The 20,197-nt window shown below is 37.1% G+C and carries 16 protein-coding genes and 1 riboswitch; of the genes, 6 read left to right on the forward strand and 10 right to left on the reverse strand.

Annotation, left to right across the window (positions count from 1 at the left end; translation table 11 throughout):
- Window positions 1-424 precede the first annotated feature (424 nt).
- A complete protein-coding gene (locus F1560_RS02900; protein ID WP_245347729.1) occupies window positions 425-1,039 on the forward strand; it encodes a YesL family protein in 615 nt (204 codons plus the stop codon).
- A 111-nt stretch (window positions 1,040-1,150) separates the two neighbouring features.
- Here F1560_RS02900 and F1560_RS02905 read toward each other — a convergent pair whose 3' ends face one another.
- The 3 genes from F1560_RS02905 to F1560_RS02915 all read right to left on the reverse strand — a co-directional run bounded on the left by F1560_RS02905 (window position 1,151) and on the right by F1560_RS02915 (window position 4,267).
- On the reverse strand, window positions 1,151-1,972 hold the full coding sequence (locus F1560_RS02905; RefSeq protein WP_149473143.1) for a carbohydrate ABC transporter permease: 822 nt from the start codon (window positions 1,970-1,972) through the stop codon (window positions 1,151-1,153).
- 15 nt (window positions 1,973-1,987) lie between these two features.
- Window positions 1,988-2,866, reverse strand: coding sequence for a carbohydrate ABC transporter permease (locus F1560_RS02910; RefSeq protein WP_149473144.1), 879 nt, complete (start codon window positions 2,864-2,866; stop codon window positions 1,988-1,990).
- Window positions 2,867-2,956: 90 nt separating this feature from the next.
- Window positions 2,957-4,267, reverse strand: a complete 1,311-nt coding sequence (locus F1560_RS02915; RefSeq protein ID WP_149473145.1) for an extracellular solute-binding protein — start codon at window positions 4,265-4,267, stop codon at window positions 2,957-2,959.
- Between the two features lie 155 nt (window positions 4,268-4,422).
- Between F1560_RS02915 and F1560_RS02920 the strand changes: the two genes are divergently transcribed.
- From F1560_RS02920 to F1560_RS02930, 3 genes are all read left to right on the forward strand, one after another.
- Window positions 4,423-5,628, forward strand: coding sequence for an ROK family transcriptional regulator (locus F1560_RS02920; RefSeq protein WP_149473146.1), 1,206 nt, complete (start codon window positions 4,423-4,425; stop codon window positions 5,626-5,628).
- Window positions 5,629-5,765: 137 nt separating this feature from the next.
- Window positions 5,766-7,379, forward strand: coding sequence for a glycoside hydrolase family 43 protein (locus F1560_RS02925; RefSeq protein ID WP_149473147.1), 1,614 nt, complete (start codon window positions 5,766-5,768; stop codon window positions 7,377-7,379).
- Between the two features lie 388 nt (window positions 7,380-7,767).
- Window positions 7,768-9,939 (forward strand): YhgE/Pip domain-containing protein, encoded by a 2,172-nt coding sequence (locus F1560_RS02930; RefSeq protein ID WP_149473148.1) that lies wholly within the window; start codon window positions 7,768-7,770, stop codon window positions 9,937-9,939.
- Between the two features lie 181 nt (window positions 9,940-10,120).
- On the opposite strand, the gene F1560_RS02935 is transcribed toward F1560_RS02930, so the two are convergent.
- From F1560_RS02935 to F1560_RS02950, 4 genes are all read right to left on the reverse strand, one after another.
- A complete protein-coding gene (locus F1560_RS02935) occupies window positions 10,121-10,573 on the reverse strand; it encodes a GNAT family N-acetyltransferase (protein WP_149473149.1) in 453 nt (150 codons plus the stop codon).
- A gap of 26 nt (window positions 10,574-10,599) precedes the next feature.
- Window positions 10,600-11,157 carry a GNAT family N-acetyltransferase gene (locus tag F1560_RS02940; RefSeq protein ID WP_149473150.1) on the reverse strand — a complete coding sequence of 186 codons (558 nt, stop codon included), beginning with the start codon at window positions 11,155-11,157 and terminating at the stop codon, window positions 10,600-10,602.
- A 77-nt stretch (window positions 11,158-11,234) separates the two neighbouring features.
- Window positions 11,235-11,795, reverse strand: a complete 561-nt coding sequence (locus tag F1560_RS02945; protein WP_149473151.1) for a GNAT family N-acetyltransferase — start codon at window positions 11,793-11,795, stop codon at window positions 11,235-11,237.
- A gap of 184 nt (window positions 11,796-11,979) precedes the next feature.
- Window positions 11,980-13,500 (reverse strand): BCCT family transporter, encoded by a 1,521-nt coding sequence (locus tag F1560_RS02950; protein ID WP_149473152.1) that lies wholly within the window; start codon window positions 13,498-13,500, stop codon window positions 11,980-11,982.
- A gap of 488 nt (window positions 13,501-13,988) precedes the next feature.
- Here F1560_RS02950 and F1560_RS02955 point away from each other — a divergent pair, with 488 nt between their 5' ends.
- Window positions 13,989-15,032: an enoyl-CoA hydratase/isomerase family protein gene (locus F1560_RS02955; protein ID WP_149473153.1), complete on the forward strand. Its 1,044-nt coding sequence runs from the start codon at window positions 13,989-13,991 to the stop codon at window positions 15,030-15,032.
- 73 nt (window positions 15,033-15,105) lie between these two features.
- On the opposite strand, the gene F1560_RS02960 is transcribed toward F1560_RS02955, so the two are convergent.
- From F1560_RS02960 to F1560_RS02970, 3 genes are read right to left on the reverse strand one after another with little or no spacing between them, the layout of a single operon-like run.
- A complete protein-coding gene (locus F1560_RS02960; protein ID WP_149473154.1) occupies window positions 15,106-16,566 on the reverse strand; it encodes a CoA-acylating methylmalonate-semialdehyde dehydrogenase in 1,461 nt (486 codons plus the stop codon).
- Window positions 16,563-17,459, reverse strand: coding sequence for an NAD(P)-dependent oxidoreductase (locus F1560_RS02965; RefSeq protein WP_149473155.1), 897 nt, complete (start codon window positions 17,457-17,459; stop codon window positions 16,563-16,565). Before F1560_RS02965 ends, F1560_RS02960 begins: the two co-directional genes overlap by 4 nt.
- Window positions 17,460-17,467: 8 nt before the next feature.
- Window positions 17,468-19,141: an acyl-CoA dehydrogenase family protein gene (locus tag F1560_RS02970; protein ID WP_149473206.1), complete on the reverse strand. Its 1,674-nt coding sequence runs from the start codon at window positions 19,139-19,141 to the stop codon at window positions 17,468-17,470.
- Window positions 19,142-19,358: 217 nt separating this feature from the next.
- Window positions 19,359-19,551, reverse strand: a riboswitch (cobalamin riboswitch).
- A gap of 129 nt (window positions 19,552-19,680) precedes the next feature.
- On the opposite strand from F1560_RS02970, the gene F1560_RS02975 reads away from it, so the two are divergent.
- Entirely contained in the window at window positions 19,681-20,166 is a 486-nt protein-coding gene (locus F1560_RS02975; RefSeq protein ID WP_149473156.1) for a hypothetical protein, read from the forward strand.
- The last annotated feature ends 31 nt before the right edge of the window (window positions 20,167-20,197 follow it).

Here is a 20,197-nt window from a genome sequence, read left to right on the forward strand (position 1 = left end):
TTCTTCCATTGTTTTGCCACCGATTTTTTCTTCGGCATTATAAAATTTAAATGCTAGTGGGTTCGTAGATTGTGGACCTTCATATTGGATTTTATGAATATGGTTGAAAAAAGTCATTGTTTATAGCCTCCTAAGTTTATGTTAGAAATTATAAAAAGATACAACTGTAACTGCTTTCATGATATAATTATATCACCGCTTCATTAGTTCGTCCATCGAATAAACAAAGTTAAATTATCAAATCCTTTAAATCATAATTTTACTCACGATTGGGTTACAATTTAGTGGAGTTATTCTACATTACTAAACCATTGATTCTACGTTGGACAACTTATACGGTTTCTCGTTATGGTAATAATATACTTAATCTAAATAGGTTTATATGGGACTATTAGATTCATTTCCCCCTAAGGAGGTCTTTCATTTGAACAGTACAACGAGCACTATTTATAATATTTTAGAATGGATTACAAAATTCGCCTACGTCAACCTTTTATGGATTATTTTTACATTAGCTGGCGGTGTTATTTTTGGTTTTTACCCAGCTACCATTGCCATGTTCGCTATGGTTCGTGATTGGTTACGAGGCAAATCAGACCTCCCTGTTTTGAAAACATATTGGGTCTATTACAAACGTGATTTTCTAAAAAGCAACTTGATGGGATTGTTCCTTAATATTCTTTTCGCCTTCATTATAATTGATATCTATTACATACAAGTCAATATGAATGCCGCTTTAACTTGGACATATATTCCATTATTTGCATTTATGCTCTTTGTTGCTTTGTTTTTGTTTTACGTTTTTCCTAGCTTTGTACATTATGATTTAAAAATAGTTCCACTTTTGAAAAACACACTATTAATTATGATAATCAGCCCAATACATAGCTTTTTGATGATGATATGTATCGTCTCTGTTTTTTTCATAATGCGCGCAATCCCTGCTTTATTCTTTATTTTCGGAAGTGTTACCTATGCTTTCATTACTACTTGGCTAAGCTTACATGCTTTCGATAGGATACAAGATAAAAAAGGATAAGATGTATAAAGACCACCTCCCACTTCATACTATTGAAAAAATAGCAAGGTGGTCTTTCCTCTTAATCATTCTTATAGAATTAACCATTCAGTCCCTCCGGTCACATAACTACTATCCTTTAACAGCACTTGCTGTAATTCCCTCCATAATCTTGTTACTAAAGAATAAAAATGCAACAATAATAGGAAGAACACTGATAACCAATGTAGCTCCAATTGCTCCCCAGTCCGTCATGTACTGGCCAATAAAGTTCTGAATTCCAACTGTGAGTGTCTTATATTTTTCAGAGCTGATAAAAGTATTGACAAATACGAACTCATTCCAGTTGTAAATCATATTGATAATAACGGTCGTGGACATTATTGGTGCTGATATCGGCAGGATGATTCGGAAAAATAATCGATGAATCGAACTTCCATCAATGATTGCAGCTTCTTCAATTTCACGAGGTATTGTTGTATAGAAGCCAAGTAATATCATCACTGTAATTGGTAAGTTATACGTTACATATGTAATGACGATGGACAATGGATTATCGATTAAATTAACATTTAAAAACATGTTATATAAAGGAATTAATGCAGAATGAATCGGAATCATCAGACCAACCATAATTAATCCTAGTACGAGACTGCTTAACTTCCATTTCATTCTTGTAATCGCGAACGTTGCCATACTTGCAACTAGTATAGTAAGAACTGTTGCTAGCGCTGTAATCCATATGCTATTCCAAAAATAGGTTCCAATGCCACCATCAAATACTTTTAAATAATTTTCCCATCTTGGTTCTAAAGGAAGAGCAAAAGGATTACCGGCAAAAATCTCCTGATTCGACTTTAAAGAGAACATAAACAACCATAAAATCGGGAAGATTTGGAATACAGCAACAAGACCTAAGCATACATAGAGTAGTGTGTAACCAATTCGACGCATACGCTGAACCCCCTGTTAATATTGAATTTCATCTTTGCTGACGGTTAATTTACGAATAATTACCGTAACAATTAAGGTTATGATCAATAATAAGAATCCTATTGCACTACCATAACCAAAGTTATAACTAGAGAAGGCTAATTTATACATATAGGATGCCATTACTTCACTTGCACCGTTTGGTCCCCCACCTGTCATAACATAAATTAAATCAAAGTATTTTAGCGATCCAACAATAGATAAAACAATAGTCACTTTAAATACATTCATGATTAATGGTATTTTAATTTTTAATGCGATTTGCAGTGGTGTTGCCCCATCAATTTTAGCTGCTTCAATTAACGATTCAGGAATGTTCTTTAAGGCAGCATAATAAATTAAAATATAAAACCCAGCATATTGCCAAATAATCGGAACAAAAATTGCGTATAGTACAATATTTGGATCGGCTAACCATGCAGGTGGATTATCAATACCTAAACCTAGTAAAATACTATTTAACATCCCATTTGAAGGGTTATAGACTTTAATCCATAGTTGCGCAATAGCAACAGAAGAAAGAAGCATTGGTATTAAATAGATTTTTCTCAAAAGGCTAGCACCTTTGATTTTGGAAGCTAATATTAGAGCAACAGCTAAATATCCAATTAAACTACATGCAGAAAACAATGCTAGTAAAAAGGAATGTAAGGTACTATCCCAAAACTTCGTATCCTGTAATGCAGCTATATAATTATCCAAACCAATAAATTCCATTGCCCCGATACCATCCCAATCCATTAACCCAAAATACCCAGAAAGAATTAATGGAATAACAATAAGAACAGCAATTAACAGGAGTGCAGGAAACGTATATAAGATAATAATCCATTTATTGGACATGACTTTATTCATACCATTCAACTCCATAGTCTTATTAAGAGTGGAAAAGGACTATCCTAATGTTGATGGATACGCCCTTTTCTATTAAGTTATTGCTAGAATCTATTCCTCTGCTGATAGCGTATCTTCATGTGTTTTTGCAAATCCCTCTGGTGTTACATCACCACCGAATAACGCTTGAATCATATCCAAATGTACTTGTGCAGCACTTGCACTCATTTGAACATCTGCATACAACGTGATATTAGTAGCTTCGTTTAAGTCATTTAATACATCTACATACATTTGTGGAAGGTCTAAAGAATCGGCATCCACTTTAGTTGCTGGAATTATCCCAACCTCTGTCACAGCTTTTTCTCCCCATTGTTGTACAAAATAGGAAGCAAATGCTTTTGCCTCTTCTTTTACATCAGAGTTTTCCGATACGAATAAACCAACTCCTGGACCACCTACATAGCTGTTACTATCCCCACTACCATCAACTGTTGGGAATTTAAAATAACCTACCGAATCTCTAAATTCTTGTGGTACATCCTCATTGGTTGTAAAGTTCGGTAGATCCCAAGTTGCAATCAAGTACATTGCCGCTTGCTCTCCCATAAACATACTTTTTGCTTCTTCATCTGCAAGACCATTAAACCCTTGTACAAATGAACCCGATTCTACTAGTTTTTGAATCTCCTGTGCAGCTTGTACTAGAGCAGGATCTTCAAAAGAGACTTCACGATTAATGGCTTGTGTTAAAACATCCTCTTCCCCAGCAAATCGATCAGCTAAATACATATACCACATCGATCCTGTCCATGCATCCCTATTACCAAGTGCAATTGGATTAACACCATTTTCATTCAGTGTATCAACAATTTCATGTAGTTCTTCTATTGTTTGTGGCTCTTCTAAACTATACTCATCAAAAATTGCTTTGTTATAAAAGATAGTAGAAATATTTAACTCCAGCGGTAGACCATATGCAGTATCATCAATTGAAAATGCTTCTGCAGTACCAGGTACAAAACTATCCGATAAATCGCTTTCAATAATATCATCAACTGCTGCAAACATATTCCCATTCACATATGGTTCCATGTATCCTGCCGCCCAAGTCATACCAACATCAGGCAGTTCATTTGATGTAGATAACACTTTAATCTTATCTTTATATTGTTCATTGCTTAACACTTCAAGATCGATTGTAATTCCGTCATTTTCAGCTTCAAAATCTGTAATAATTTCATTTACAACTTTATGATGCTGTGCAGAGCTCCCTTCTGGCCATAAGTGCATAAACTTTATTGATTTTGTATTGCCAGAGCTTGTACCATTACCTCCTGAATCCTCGCCACCACAAGCAGCTAATAAAAAAATAGATGCAAAAAGTACTGTTAAAAATGTAACCGCTTTCTTCATTTTCATGAATACCCCCTCCAATATTATTTTTTGCTTATGAGCTATAAGCTAATCTTATAATACCAAAAACAACATCGTTCGTCTAGTCGATGAACAAAGTTTGTGTTAGTATTAAATTATGCTATACTATTGTAAAAAATGGGAGAAAGAGCTGAAATCAGATGAAAACGAATAAAACATGGAACCAACACGTAGTTAAAAAAGAAAACAAATTCTTAGTTTTAGAAACAATTATTCACAACTCCCCTATTTCAAGAGCAGATATTGCAACTTCTACTGGATTAAATAAAGGTACTGTTTCTTCACTAGTTAATGAGTTATTGGATGAAAAGTTAATCAATGAATCAGGACCAGGCAAGTCTAGTGGTGGCAGAAGACCCGTTATGCTACTTTTCAATCAGCTTGCTGGTTATTCCATTGGGATTGACCTGGGGGTAAATTATATTTTAGGGGTGTTAACAGATTTAAAGGGAAATATATGTGCTGAGAAACAAGTGAACTTCTCTAGTCTAACCTATGAAGAAATACTGGACAACGTATATATGATTACGGATTCCCTTATTGCTGCTGCACCAAGCAGTCCATTCGATATTATCGGTATTGGTGTTGGCGTACCAGGTGTCGTTAATAAAGATAAAAAGATTCTACTTGCTCCTAACCTGAACTGGAGAAACGTCGACCTTAAATCAACACTCGAACAAAGATACCGTGTTCCTGTTACCATCGAAAACGAAGCCAACGCTGGAGCATATGGCGAAAAAAACTTTGGAATTGGAAAAACGTTTAATAACATTATTTACGTTAGTGTTGGCATCGGTATTGGAGTTGGACTGATCCTAAACGGTCAGCTATATAGAGGAAATAATGGCTTCTCTGGAGAATTCGGACATATGACCATTGAGGTCAATGGATCAAAATGTAGTTGTGGAAGTGAAGGCTGCTGGGAATTATACGCATCAGAAAAATCGTTGTTACTAAATGCAGAACGTTTGGGATTAAAGCATGATGATTATAAAGACCTTTCGTTAGGAGCAGTTATTGATCTTGCCCATAATGGTCAAACAGATGCTATTCAATTATTTGAAGAGATTGGAAAGTATTTAGGAGTAGGAATTAATAACATTATTAACATCTTTAATCCAGAACAGGTGATTATAGGAAATAGAATGGCTGAAGCAGAGGAATTCTTAAAGAAACCGATGACAAACTGGATTCATAATCAATCATTATGGTTTAGTCAAAAGGATTTAAACATTAATTTTTCCAATTTACGTACCCACTCAACTGCTTTAGGTGTTGCTGCATTTTCTGCTGAGGAATTTTTATATCGTACCATTTATGAGGATAAGGTAATTTCAGCGCTTTAGTTCGAATGATTAATCAAAAAATAGTATAGCAAGTATTAAAATTGTATTCACGGATGCCGTCCATTTCAAGGTATCCTAGCACGAAAAAAGAAAGCGCATACTGTCAGATGAATTTAATAACTTTTGAGGTGAATAAGATGACAACTATACAAAATCCAATTTTAACAGGCTTTAATCCCGATCCTAGCATTTGTCGTTCCGGTGAAGATTACTACATTGCCGTTTCAACATTTGAATGGTTCCCAGGTGTTGGTATTTATCATTCTAAGGATTTGAAAAATTGGCGTCTAGTTTCTAGACCTTTAAATCGTTTAAGTCAATTAAACATGATGGGAAATCCAAATTCAGGTGGTATCTGGGCTCCTGCACTTTCCTATAGTGATGGTAAGTTCTGGCTGATTTATACAGATGTTAAAGTAACGGAGGGGCAATGGAAGGATAGCCATAACTACCTCGTTACTTGTGATACAGTTGATGGAGAATGGTCTGAACCAATTCATATAAATAGCTCTGGCTTTGACCCTTCCCTGTTCCACGATGATGGTGGCAAAAAATATTTCTTAAATATGCTTTGGGATCACCGTGTCGGCAACCATAACTTTTATGGCATTGTCCTTCAAGAATATGATGCAGAGCAACAAAAACTGATTGGTAAAAAAGAAGTGATCTTTAAAGGCACCGACGTTATGTTAACGGAAGCACCACATCTGTACAAATTAAATGGTTACTACTATTTGTTAACGGCAGAAGGTGGTACAAAATATGATCACCAAGCTACTATTGCACGTTCTAAAAACCTTTTGGGGCCATATGAAGTTCACCCGGATAATCCATTAATTACTTCTATGCCAAACCCTAGAAATCCACTGCAAAAAGCAGGACATGCATCGATTGTACAAACTCATACAGACGAGTGGTTCTTGGTGCATTTAACTGGTCGCCCATTGCCAAAAGAAGGACAGCCTTTATTAGACCCGCGAGGCTTCTGTCCGCTCGGCCGTGAGACGGCAATACAGCGTCTTGAATGGAAGAACGAGTGGCCATATGTGGTTGGTGGAAATGAACCTTCCCTTGAGATACAAGGTCCAGCAATTGAAGAAGTAAAATGGGAAAAAGAAAATGAAAAAGATGATTTTGACTCACAAACATTGGACTTAAACTTTCAAACATTACGTATCCCTTTAGGTAATGAAATCGTCTCATTACATGAGAACCCAGGGCATTTACGTATTTACGGAAGAGAATCCTTAACATCTAAATTTACACAGGGATTTGTTGCAAGACGTTGGCAACACTTTACTTTTACTGCAGAAACAAAACTAGCATTTAATCCAAATTCTTTCCAGCAAGCTGCAGGATTAGTAAACTACTACAATACTGAAAACTGGACTGCTTTACAAATTACTTGGGATGAAGAAAAAGGTAGAGTACTAGCTTTGACAACCTGTGATAACTTTACTTTTGATCAACCATTAAAGGATAAGCTAATTGAAATCCCTGCTCATGTAAAGGATGTTTATTTGCGGGTAGATGTTGACACGAACATTTATCACTATTCCTATTCATTTAACGGAGAGAACTGGGAGAGAATTCCTGTACCATTCTATTCCTACAAGTTATCAGATGACTACATTCGAGGCGGTGGATTCTTTACCGGAGCCTTTGTAGGTATGCAATGCCAGGATACATCTGGTGAAAGTATACCGGCTGACTTTGATTACTTTATTTATAAACCGAACACGAATAGATAGAAAGAAACAGACCAGTGCCGCTGGTCTGTTTTAATATGTTTAAAACCGGTACAATATAAGATCGATAGGCTAATATAAAACTATAAATTCATCGATGATCGATGATATGAAACTTCATTCAGTGGGCTTTCTTTCCCTTTCCACTTCTATAAGTCGCTTCCCCTGCTCTATCTTCTTTTACTTTTATCTTTCCTGCTTTTCAAACCATTAGAATTAAAGAATCCTTTAATGCTTTAAACAAGGTCTCTTCCCCTATTATTGCATGCTTTACAAATAGCTAACAAATTTCTAAATAATTCATTAACGCTACCAATATGGCATTAATTTTAACGCATTGTTATAATTTGTACTATTATCGAAACAAAATTTAAAGTAAGGAAGCGAAACAATGAAGAATAGTTGGAAGATATTTTCAACCGATATGAAAAAAACAGGAACAAACTGGATTGCATTAGTAATTATTGGAGGGCTTGTGTTACTCCCCTCTCTATATGCTTGGTTTAATATAATAGCCTCTTGGGATCCTTACGGTCAGCTCGACCGGATGCCAGTTGGTATTGTGAATGAAGATCAAGGTGCAACAGTTCACGACGAAGATATTCTTGTTGGGGACGAGTTAATTAATACATTGAAAGAAGACGACTCGATGGATTGGCACTTTACTGACCGTCAAACTGCAATGGAGCGTGTCGAATATGGCGATTACTTTGCCGTAATCATTATTCCAGAGGATTTTTCAGAAAAGCTCGCCACTGTAATAAGCGACCAGCCAGAGAAAGCAAACGTCGAGTATTATGTGAATGAAAAAATAAATGCTATCAGTCCAAAAATGACAGATAAAGGTGCAAGTGTCATTGTAGAAAATGTAAGCAGCCAATTCATTTCAACTGTTAATGGTGTTATTTTTGACTTATTTAATACGATTGGAATTGAATTAGAAAATGAATTACCGGATATGGAACGTTTTAAAAATTACATTTTTGAAATGGAAGAAAGACTGCCGGAAATTCATGATGTTTTAACAGGGTCGTTAGCAGATGCGAATCATGCTACGGATATCATTCATAATGCACAAGAATTAATACCGGATGCAAAGCGTATAACAGAAAATGGACTTCAAACGATTGATGATACAGTGGCATTTCTAAATGAGGCTGAAAACCGTCTCAATGAATTGGCTCCTGAAATCCAGAAGAACTTAGAGCATGCACAGGAAGTTACTGCGAACATCAATACATTCATTCAGGATATCCATACAGCTGACGTTGATTTTACAAACAGCGAACAATTGTCTGAACAAATCGATGCGCAAGCTGCCGAAGCTATCCAGCAAATCGAATCTATTGAGGCGATTTTACAGCAACTAGAGGAGCAATCAAGTCCTGAGGATGAAAATAGTCCAAACCAAGAGGAAATAGATGCTGCACTGGAACAGCTTGCAGCACTGAAAACTGAGCTAGAGAATATTCAAAGAGGAAGTTCCGATCTCCTTACATTTATGTATGAATCAAATGAAGAAATGACCCATTTACTTGATGGTCTGAAAGAACGTGCAGCAACTACGAACGAATCTGTTGATACGTTCGTAAAGGAATATAAAGAAACGATTGAGCCTACTGTATTAGAGAGTGTGAACAACGCTCAAACAACATTGAACGAAGCTCGAGGAATTTTGCTGGAAATACAAGAAACCATTCCAGAGATTGAAAATATGTTAGCTCGAACAAATACCAATCTCGGTGAGGGGAAGGAATTATTAGAAAGCATACTTAGTGAGTATCCATATGTGAACAGTAAAATCACAGAATTAGCGGATCGAATTCGACAGATTCAAGGAGAAACAGACATCGAAGAAATCATTAAGCTGCTGCAAAATGACCCAGAAGCCGAGAAAAGCTTTTTCTCAGAGCCAATTGTATTGGATGCGAATAAGATTTTTCCGATTGCCAACTATGGTACTGGAATGACACCATTTTATACGGTATTAGCCATTTGGGTTGGTGGGTTACTACTTATTTCACTATTATCAACCGAAGTTCACAAACCCGAAGGCTTTACAATACGAGAACAGTATTTCGGTAAACTATTCACATTTATGACAATCGGTATCTTACAGACATTGATTATCACTTCAGGTGATCTCTTGCTATTACAGGTTGGAGCGGCCCACCCTATCTGGTTAATTGTGTTTGGCCTGTTTATCAGTTTGGTATTCATGGTTATCATCTATACACTTGTTTCCGTGTTTGGTGATATAGGAAAAGCAACGGTTATCGTTCTATTAGTTTTGCAAATCGCAGGATCTGGTGGAACCTATCCAGTTGTATTACTACCAGATTTCTTCCAAATGATTAATCCATTCCTCCCATTCACATATGCAATTGACCTGATGCGTGAAGCGGTTGGTGGAATTGTCTGGAGCCGTGCTTTACGGGATATGACTTTCTTACTCCTATTTGGCCTTGCAGCCTTCATACTTGGTGTCTTTTTGAAACAACCGATTAATAAACATACACGTAAATTAATCAAAAAATCAAGGGAATCAGGAATGTTCCATTAATGGAGGCTATCTTTAATTACGTATAAATAATAAATCCGCCTAAAAGTATACATGGTCGTACGTTTAGGCGGACTTTTATAAGATTAAATAAAGCGATTTATCATCAAATGCTTTTAGCCTTCCAGGAATAACCATAAAATTTGCCCCTTACACGATTTACTTCAAAAGTTTAACAGAGACGCTACAAATCTTGCGACAGACGTATCATATCTCGACACCATATCCCATTTTCAAAAATATCCGCTTCGTAATGCCGAATAAAAAAGTCTGTATCGATATGCGTTATTCGAAATCCACATTTTTGATAAAAAGCCAATTGCCCAATACTGGAATTTCCAGTTCCTACCTCAATTGTTTGATAACCAATCAATTTAGTACGCTCAATCGCATCCATGACTAGTACTTTTCCTATCCCTTTTCCTTGTACATTCTCTGCCACAGCAATATTTACCAATTCTATTGTTTCTGGCCTTGTCGGCAAAAGAACATAAACACCGATTATTTGGTTATCATCCTCCATGACAAAACATTCCCCACGTTTCATATACCCTTCAACAAGCTTTTGAGAAGGATCAGCCATGAGCAATAAGTCCATTGGCGGGCTTTCATAATGATGAAGCTTTCTAATTTTCATTCCATTTTGTACTCCTTCTAAAAAAATCATTTTCTGCTTGTATACCACCATGTCATGAACCGCTCTCTTTCAATTACATTCAACATGCACGGAGCTTCAACCTGCGCTTCAAGCTTTTTATGCTCCTCGGGAAATTCATGCTCAACACCTATCCTTATGTATGGAAGCTTTTCCTGTGCCTTTTGCGAACGGATATTTACCCTTTTTGCACCAGCAAATACATAGTTTAACTGGAGCTTTGTAAAAGCAATATGTAGAATTTCAGCTTTGGCTAATGCATTATAGCCTTTTCCCCAAAAGGGATACCCTATCCAAGTACCAATGTGACAGGTATTATGAATTCGATCAATATCCTTCAATGTAATCACACCTATTGGTTCTCTATCACTGTTCAATATAACTCTGGAGAAGAGTTTCCCCAGCATTTCCTGTTCAAAAATATAGGTAATAAAATTTCTAGTCCCCTCAACAGAAGTTTGTTCATCGTCAAATCCTAAAGCATCTTTTACTTGGGGTGCTGAGGATAGACGAGATATTTCTTCCGCGTACTTTTTTTGATGTGGGACTAAAAATAAAGCCGTCATCGGTAATGCTCCCTTCTATAAAATCAATTTTTTCATATTTTTAACCTACTTCCCTTCTTATTATATCCAAAATTAGCTTAAGCAAGCTTCGCATAAACACATGTATCTCGAAGTTCATTTGTATCTGGAGAAAGATCGTCGTTTCTTAAAACACCTTCTAACACAAAACCTATCCTCTCTGGAATTGCTCGACTTTTTTGATTCCTTGTATCACAGCGTATTTCTAATCGATTGGCATGTAATTCTGTGAACGCGAAATTAACAATGCCTTGAACCGCTTCTGTCATATATCCCTTCCCGCTAAAGCGCGTATCAATCCAATAACCTATCTCAAATTTAGGGATAGCCCAGTTAATCCGATGCAAACCAGAAGAAGCTATAAATTCTCCAGTCTCTTTTAGGAAAACTAACAACCTAAGATCTTCCCTTTTCAGAAATGAAATATGTGCTGATCGAATATTCAACTCGACATCCTTCTCGGTCTGCTCGTACCCGGCAAATGGCATCCACGGCTTCAATTCATTTATTGAGGCTTTTATTGCTTCATACACAACTTTTCCGTCGCCCGGCCTTGGCATGCGAATAATCAATCGCTCTGTCGTAAATTCCTCTGGAAACTCTTTTAAAACTGGATTCATCTTTGCCACCATCCAATTAATTTAATTTTTATAATAATACGCTTTTTCGACTTCTAATGCAATAAAATTTCACCCAAAAATACGATAAAAAAATACCAACAGGATAAAGTCCGTTGGTATTTTTTGTAAATTGAAGTAGGATTGTAATCCCGAGGATTACAATCCGATTCGTTATTCACTCCATTTAATCCTTACTTCTTAATTTAGTTTTTTGTTGTTTTGCATTGAGTTTTTCCAATTTCAATGACTTGAGAAGTGCAAATACCATAAGCAGTAAGATAATAGAGAATGGGAAAGCTGCAATAATCATTACATTTTGTACTCCTTGCAGCCCTCCACTGTATAATAGTGTGATTGCTGTTAATGAGAGTACAATTCCCCAAACGAATTTAATTCGATTTTTTGGATTTAACGATCCATTAGTGGAATGCATACTTAAAACAAATGTCGCTGAATCAGCAGAAGTTATAAAGAAAACCCCAATTAAAATGATCGTTAATATCGATGCAATTGTGCTAAACGGCATTGTACCTAAGATACTAAATAACATTTCTTCCTCTGCAAGAGTAGAAATATTAATAATTTCGTTCGCTTCAAGAAAGATTCCTGTTCCTCCAAGCAACGAGAACCAGATAAAACCAACTAAAGAAGGGACAATTAAAACCGCAATCGTAAATTCTCTAATTGTACGCCCCCTTGACACTCTTGCAATAAAAGTACCTACAAATGGAGACCAAGCTATCCACCACGCCCAATAAAACAATGTCCAATTCGTAATCCATTCACGGTCATCTGGACTACCCGGTGCGCTACGTAAACTGAGTTCAGGAAGGGTCTGTATATATGTTCCAATTGTGTTTGTGAAAAGGTCCAACGAATATAAGGTAGCTCCGCCAAATATCGCGATGAATAAAAACAAAATTAAAGCTAACACCATATTAAAATTACTAAGGATACGAATCCCTTTATCTAATCCCGTCATAGCCGAAGTTAAGAATAACATACTTACAATGATGATAATAATGACCTGAATAAAAAATGATATTGGCAAGTTTGTTAAGTACGAGAGTCCACCATTCATCTGCACTGCACCAAGACCAAGACTAGTTACAATACCTGTAACCGTTGCAACCAAGGCAAACGTATCGATTACCTTACCTGCGATTCCATCTGTATTCATAATTGGAGAAAGTGTAGCACTGATTAAACCGGATTTTCCTTTTCTAAAGTTAAAGTATGCAATACAAAGTGCAATAACGGCATAAATTCCCCAAGCATGTACACCATAATGAAAAAAAACAAATCGCATAGATTCTCTTGCTGCTTCACTTGTTCCTTCATCAACCGTAGGTGACTGAATCGCAAAGTGTGATAGTGGTTCTGCCGCACCAAAAAAGACAAGACCAATTCCCATACCAGCACTAAATAGCATTGCAAACCATGTCAAATAGCCATATTCGGGCTTTTCATCTGGCTTTCCAAGCTTAATATTCCCATAAGAACTTAAAATTAAATACAAGGATACAATTACAAAAAATGTAACGACAATTAAATAATACCAACCAAAAGTAGACGAAATAAAACCTTTTATAATTCCGGTTATACTCTCTAGGGTGTTTGGAAATAGGACACCAGAAAAAATAATCACAGCCAATATCCCAATTGCCCAGTAAAATACAGGTTGTACTTTGTTTGTTGACTTCATTCATAAAAACTCCTTTTTTAACGCTTTACATCATCTAAGTATCGATACAAAATCTGAAGTTATGTATAATTCGATAGTTGATGCTTTTATGGATAAAGTTACAGTATACCTAGAAAAATCATTGATTACAATAGATAGTTTCTATGTAAATCTTAAAGAAGCTATAATTGTATGTAACCGTCTGTGGATATGTTGACTATGGACGATTTTTTGAATGTCGGATGACACTATCATTCGTAATATAGAATCATTTTATACGCCAGATGGTTCAACGTTTTTTAGACACGATATACTTGACTTTATTATTTCTAAAAAGCTCTATAACATACTGTTTTTATAAAAAGTCCCATGAAACCTTATCTATTGGGATGACATATTGATAGCAATCATACGAGAGAACTTGGTATGATATAATTAGCTGAACTTTCTTAATAGATTTAATTAATCACATAAGAGGCTAAAATAGTTATGGATAAGGGGAGATATGCATGAGCGAGGTTTTATTTTCTACTAATGAAAATGGTGTTGCAACAATTACTTTAAATCGCCCGAAAGCAATCAATTCATTAAATTATTCGATGATCACCTTAATAAAGGACAAACTTCTAGAGTGGGAAAAGGACCCTGTTATACATCTTGTTATCCTTCAAGGCGCAGGTGAGAAAGGTTTTTGTGCTGGTGGAGATATCAAAACCCTCTACCAATCGAAGGAGAATGAAGCAGCATACGAGCAGTCGGTCCAGTTTTTTAAAGAAGAGTATGAAACCGACCGGCTAGTTGCCAATTTCCCAAAGCCGATCATTGCTTGCCTCGATGGCATTGTAATGGGTGGTGGTATTGGACTATCTCAAGGAGCTAGCCACCGGCTTGTAACAGAGCGGACAAAGTGGGCCATGCCTGAAATGAATATTGGCTTCTTTCCAGATGTCGGCGCAGCTTACTTTTTAAATAAGGCTCCTGGCCATCTCGGACGTTACTTAGCACTTACTGCAAACGTAATTAAAGCAGCTGATGTTCTTTATACAAATGGTGCTGATGCTTATATTCCTAGTGAAAGTTTAAGTCCATTACTTGACCAAATAAATAACACTGATTGGCATAAAGAAGAGAACCTGGCTGCTGCGCTAGAGAAGCTTCTTGGTAACTTTACAACAGAGCCTGAACAAGTAGGAACGCTCGCTTCCCTGCAGACGGAGATTGATAAACATTTTGCTCATTCTGCGATAGAAGAAATTGTGGATTCCTTAGCAGCGGATAAGCGTGATTTTTCCGTGCAGACAAAAGAAATACTACAATCCAAATCGCCGGTATCTTTAAAGGTTACCTTGAGGCAATTAATTGAGGGAGAAACGAAGTCACTAAAGGAATGTTTAGACATGGATTTAATCCTCGCTGCGAACTTCCTTCAATCGGAAGATTTTTACGAAGGTGTGCGGTCAGTAGTCATTGATAAAGACCAGAATCCGCAATACAACTATAAGCAGTTATCTGACGTATCTCCGTCAATGATTGATTCTTTCTTTCAGAACTAATTCAGATTAAAATATTCATTTAAAAACCCGATTCCTTATCTTGAAGGAATCGGGTTTTTACTTTCTGTTTTTTCTAAAACCAGCGCTCGGTCACTACTTTTTTACGCGTATAAAATTGTACACCATCTTTTCCGTTTGTGCCTAAATCTCCATAAAAGGAAGCCTTATTCCCAGCAAATGCGAAAAAAGCCATTGGTGCTGGAACATTGACATTGACACCAATCATGCCGGCATCAATTTTATCGCGAAATTGCTGTGCACTCTTTCCGCTATCCGTATAAATAACTGCTCCGTTAGCAAATTTCGATTGGTTGGTTACCTGAATCCCTTCCTCTAAACTTTTCACGCGCACCACACTCAATACCGGAGCAAAAATCTCATCTTGCCAAATTTTCATATCGGTTGTGACTTGGTCAAAAATCGTTGCGCCAACATAGTACCCATCTGCAGTTTCCTCTGTAATATGTCTACCATCAACAAGTAGATCGGCACCTTCCTCAACACCAGAATCAATATAGCCTACTACCTTGTCTTTATGTGATTCACGAATAAGTGGACCAACAAAGGTATCCTCATTCATGCCATCCCCTACTTTAAGTTGTTTCGTCTCTGAAACAAGCTTCTCCAGGAAATCATCAGCAATATCATCTACAACCGCGACAACGGAACACGCCATACAGCGCTCACCACTACTACCAAATGCAGCACCGATTACACCTTGAACGGTTTTTTCGAGATTACAATCCGGCATTACCACCGCATGATTCTTCGCACCTGCAAGCGCCTGTACTCGCTTTCCATTGGCTGTTCCCGTTTGATAGACATGCCTTGCAACCGGCTCCGATCCGACAAAGGAGATTGCTTCAATATCCGGATGGTCTAGAAAACGATTGACCACATCTTTGCCACCATTTACTAGATTCAAGACACCTTTTGGAAAACCGGATTCATAAAACAAGTCTACTAACCGTTCTGCAAGTACTGGCGTTCGCTCTGATGTTTTTAATACAAACGTATTACCACAAGCAATTGCTAATGGGAACATCCAGAGAGGAACCATCATTGGAAAATTAAATGGGGTTACCCCTGCAACGACACCGATCGGATAACGCCAAATGGAACCATCGATTCCTTGTGCAATACTTGGTAGGGCATCTCCCATCATCAAGTTTGGCGTTGATGTTGCTAGTTCAACAACTTCAATTCCACGTTGCACTTCACCTTGTGCATCCTTAAAGGACTTTCCATTTTCCAATGTAATAATTTCCGCTAACGCTTCTTTTTGTTCTTTTAGCAGATGTAGATAGTTAAATAATAAACGCGTCCGGTTAGGAACAGGCACCGCAGCCCAATCGCCATATGCCTCTTTTGCAGCTGCTACCGCCTCGTCAACATCTTCTTTTCCTGAGATTGTTACCTGTGCAATCGTCTCTCCCGTAGCCGGATTTGGTACTGTAATCGTTTCTCCACTTCTTGCCTCGATCCAGCGATCCCCTATAAAATTTTTCATCACCTTTACATCTGACGAAATCATTGTGCTGCCCCCTTTTTATTGGATTGCTTTTTTACTTGTTCATAAAGAACTGCCATGTCTTGTTCACCATAACCTTCTTGTTCAACCGCTTGATATAAAGCTAATAATGATTTACTAATTGGCAAATCAAGCTGATTATCATCAGCAAGCTCCATCGCAAATTCGAGATCCTTTCGTAGTAGTTTCAGAGAAAATCCCGGTTTGTAGTCGTCTTTCGCAATAAAGCTCTTATAATTTCTCTCGTAAATCCGGCTTTGTCCGTAGCTCACATTCAGCATGGCAAACAATTCATCTAAGTCAAGATTCTTTTTGTTTGCTAATTGCAATGCTTCACTTACTCCAGCTGTGTAAAAGCCAATTAGTAGATTATTAATCAACTTCACCGTTGTTCCACTATCAATTTGTTCGTCGACATGGAAAATATTTTCCCCAACAACTTGAAGGACTGGAAGGACTTGTTCATAGGTCTGCTTCGGTCCACCTGCCATCACAGTAAGCGTTTGGTTTACTGCACCAATAACTCCACCACTTACTGGTGCTGCTAAGAAGTCAAGATTACGTTTTTTACAAACCTCGGATATTTCCACATTCAACTCAGGAGAAACCGTACTTGTATCTACTAATGGCTTCCCTGGATTCGCATTGTTGATTAACCCCCCTTCCCCTAGGTAGACTTCTTCCACTGCTTTTACCGATGGAAGGCTTGTAAGGATTAGTTCACTTTTTTTTACAACTTGTGCAACAGATGAAACAATTTCTCCTCCTGCTTTTTTCAATGAAAGTGTTGCTTCTTCATTTAAGTCGTACCCGATAATGTGATAGCCTGCTTTGATTAACCCGGTTGACATTGGAAGCCCCATATTCCCTAAACCAATAAAACCAATTTTCTTCATAATCTCCCTCATTTCTTATATCCATTATTTGAAATTACTTCCATTGCTATCTTACGCTTCTTAGCAATCAAATTAGAATACACCGGTAAAGCAAAACCTTTTATTTCATCAAGTACAGCTTGCTTTTCAGCTTCATCTGAAACAACCGAGGATATGATCGCTAATGCATTTCTTTCAACTCTTAGGTAGCCCTCTTCACAAAGTACCCCTGCCATCGTTTCTTTTATTCCTTGATTTGATTTTGTTGCTTGAGCAGTTAACTGCACGCATTTCATTACATAAATTTCCTTGATAACGTCTGCTAACATTCGTTGGATTTCTTGGTCTTGTTGGCGTACATCACACTCATTAGAAAACGCTTTCAAAATCATGTTTAATAGATTCCTAGAATTGTGAACGAATAGATTTCCAGATTGCTTTTGTTGTTCATCCAGTTGGATTATTGATTTATCTTTACGATACAATTTTAGAAAGGACTTTGCAATTGTTAGGCGATTAATTTCACTCGTTCCTTCAAATAACCGATTGATTCTTGCATCTCGGTATAAACGCTCTACCTCATATTCCTGCATGTATCCATAACCACCATGAATTTGTACAGCTTCATCTACAACAAAGTCTAAAGCTTCCGATGCATAGACTTTATTAATCGAACAATCTATTGCATAATTAGAAAGATGACCTAGTAAATCCTCTTGTTTTGAGAAATTAGTATGCAGATTATCCAATCTATTTGCTGTCGCATAGGCTGCACATTCACTTGCAAAAATCGCTAAAGTCATATTCGCCAGCTTCTCTTGAATCATTGTAAACTGAACAAGTTCCTGATTAAATTGTTTTCGTTCTTTTCCATAATTCACTGTAAGGGACAACGCTTGTTTCGCCGTGCCAACATTAGCGAAGGCAAGTTTTAAACGAGCAAGGTTTAATATATTAAGCGCAACGGAATGTCCCTTCCCAACCTGACCGAGCACTTGGTCAGTTGTCAGCATGACATTATCTAAAATTAAGGTTGCTGTTGATGACCCTTTAATGCCCATCTTTTTCTCTTCTAAGCCGATTGAAACGCCAGGCATTGATCGTTCCACAATAAATGCCGTAATACCACTATCCGTTTTTGCGAAAACAACGAAGACACTGGCAATATGAGCATTCGTAATCCATTGTTTTTCTCCATTTAATACCCATTCCCCACTTTGTTCATCTAATACTGCACTTGTCTCGGATGCCAATGCATCTGATCCAGCATTTGGTTCTGTTAATGCGTATGCACCAACCCATTCTCCCGATACAAGCTTCGGTAAATATTGTTCTTTCTGCTCTGGAGTTCCAAAATATACATATGGAAGTGTTCCTACACCCGTATGAATATTGAAAGATACACTAAAAGATGCTCCATAACCTATTCGTTCAGCAATTAAACCTGCAGCTTTTTTGCCTAGTTCCATACCCCCATATTCCTCGGGAACTTCTGCACCTAATAATCCAAGATCTCCTGCATCGCGAAATAGTTTTTTTGCAAGTTCGTAATCATACGACTCGAGCTTCGTTATAGTTGGTGCTACTTGTTCTTGGATAAATTTATCAATTGTTTTAGCGATAAGTTTTTCCTCATCATGGAGATCTACAGACATGACTGATTGCTCGTTCGGAAATAGCGTATGCTTCTTAGTTGTTTCCATCTTCTCCACATGCTTTCCTCCTTTTTTAATAGAACATGGACGTGCTCTGTAAAAAGTCACATCACCCCTTTTGAAAACCCTTACAATTAAAACATCAAAAAATGCACATTAACATTTCCAGAAGGAAGTTGTTAGTGTGCATGATAAAATACATACAAAGCTAGCTTGTTTAGAAGTAAACAAGCATACACGTAACACCTCCTATCCTCGTAGGAATAAATGCCGCTTGGTATAGGCAGGTCTCCTGGCTTTGATCATCACAATTCGAACCTTCCCGTCTAAAACATCTAAACAGTGGTACCCACCGAATTGCTCCCAATTACAGTTGCGGGACAGCGTCGGATTTTCACCGAACTTCCCTTTTAAGCAATAAAGGTAAATTTTATTGCACCTACACCTTTGAAACTATTCAGTTATTTTTAAATTATAGCACTCTTCTTTCGAATTAACAAGATTATTCATTCCTATATTTTTTATACGTGCATAGGATCTTCTAATTGTTCCCACACTATAATGGACACAACTAAAGGAGGGCGCACATGAAGAAGATCGGATTTCTGCTTGTATTATGTTTCGTATTTAGTCTCCTAACGGCTTTTGAACATCAAGATAAGCTTGAAATTACGGACACAGAAATAACCGTTATTCAATCAGAAGGTATATTACGTTATGATTTCAAAATTAAAAACACAGGTGAAGCGACCATCGAAAGTGATTTTGATTATCCTGGACAGCATCCATTTGGCATTGAATTCATTGTACAACCAAATGAGAAGTTATCTGAAGTTATGATAATGGAAGAGCATACAAACTATAAAAAGATGCTGCCTTTAGGTAGTGGACATGCCGGATTTTTTGAGCCAAATGTTGAAATGCCAGTTTACTTAGAATATAAAATAAAAGACGATGTTAATCCCGAAGAAGTAAAAGAACTTGCATATGATGCCTCGCTACTAATTTTAGATGGTGTCGACATTACCGTAAAGTTTCCATTGCAAGAACTACAGGAGCAGCTTTCCAACTAACAAATGATTCCTTCTTCACCTATATCGTGTA

Origin of the sequence: Oceanobacillus polygoni (assembly GCF_008304605.1) — a bacterium.
Lineage (GTDB): Bacteria > Bacillota > Bacilli > Bacillales > Amphibacillaceae > Oceanobacillus > Oceanobacillus polygoni.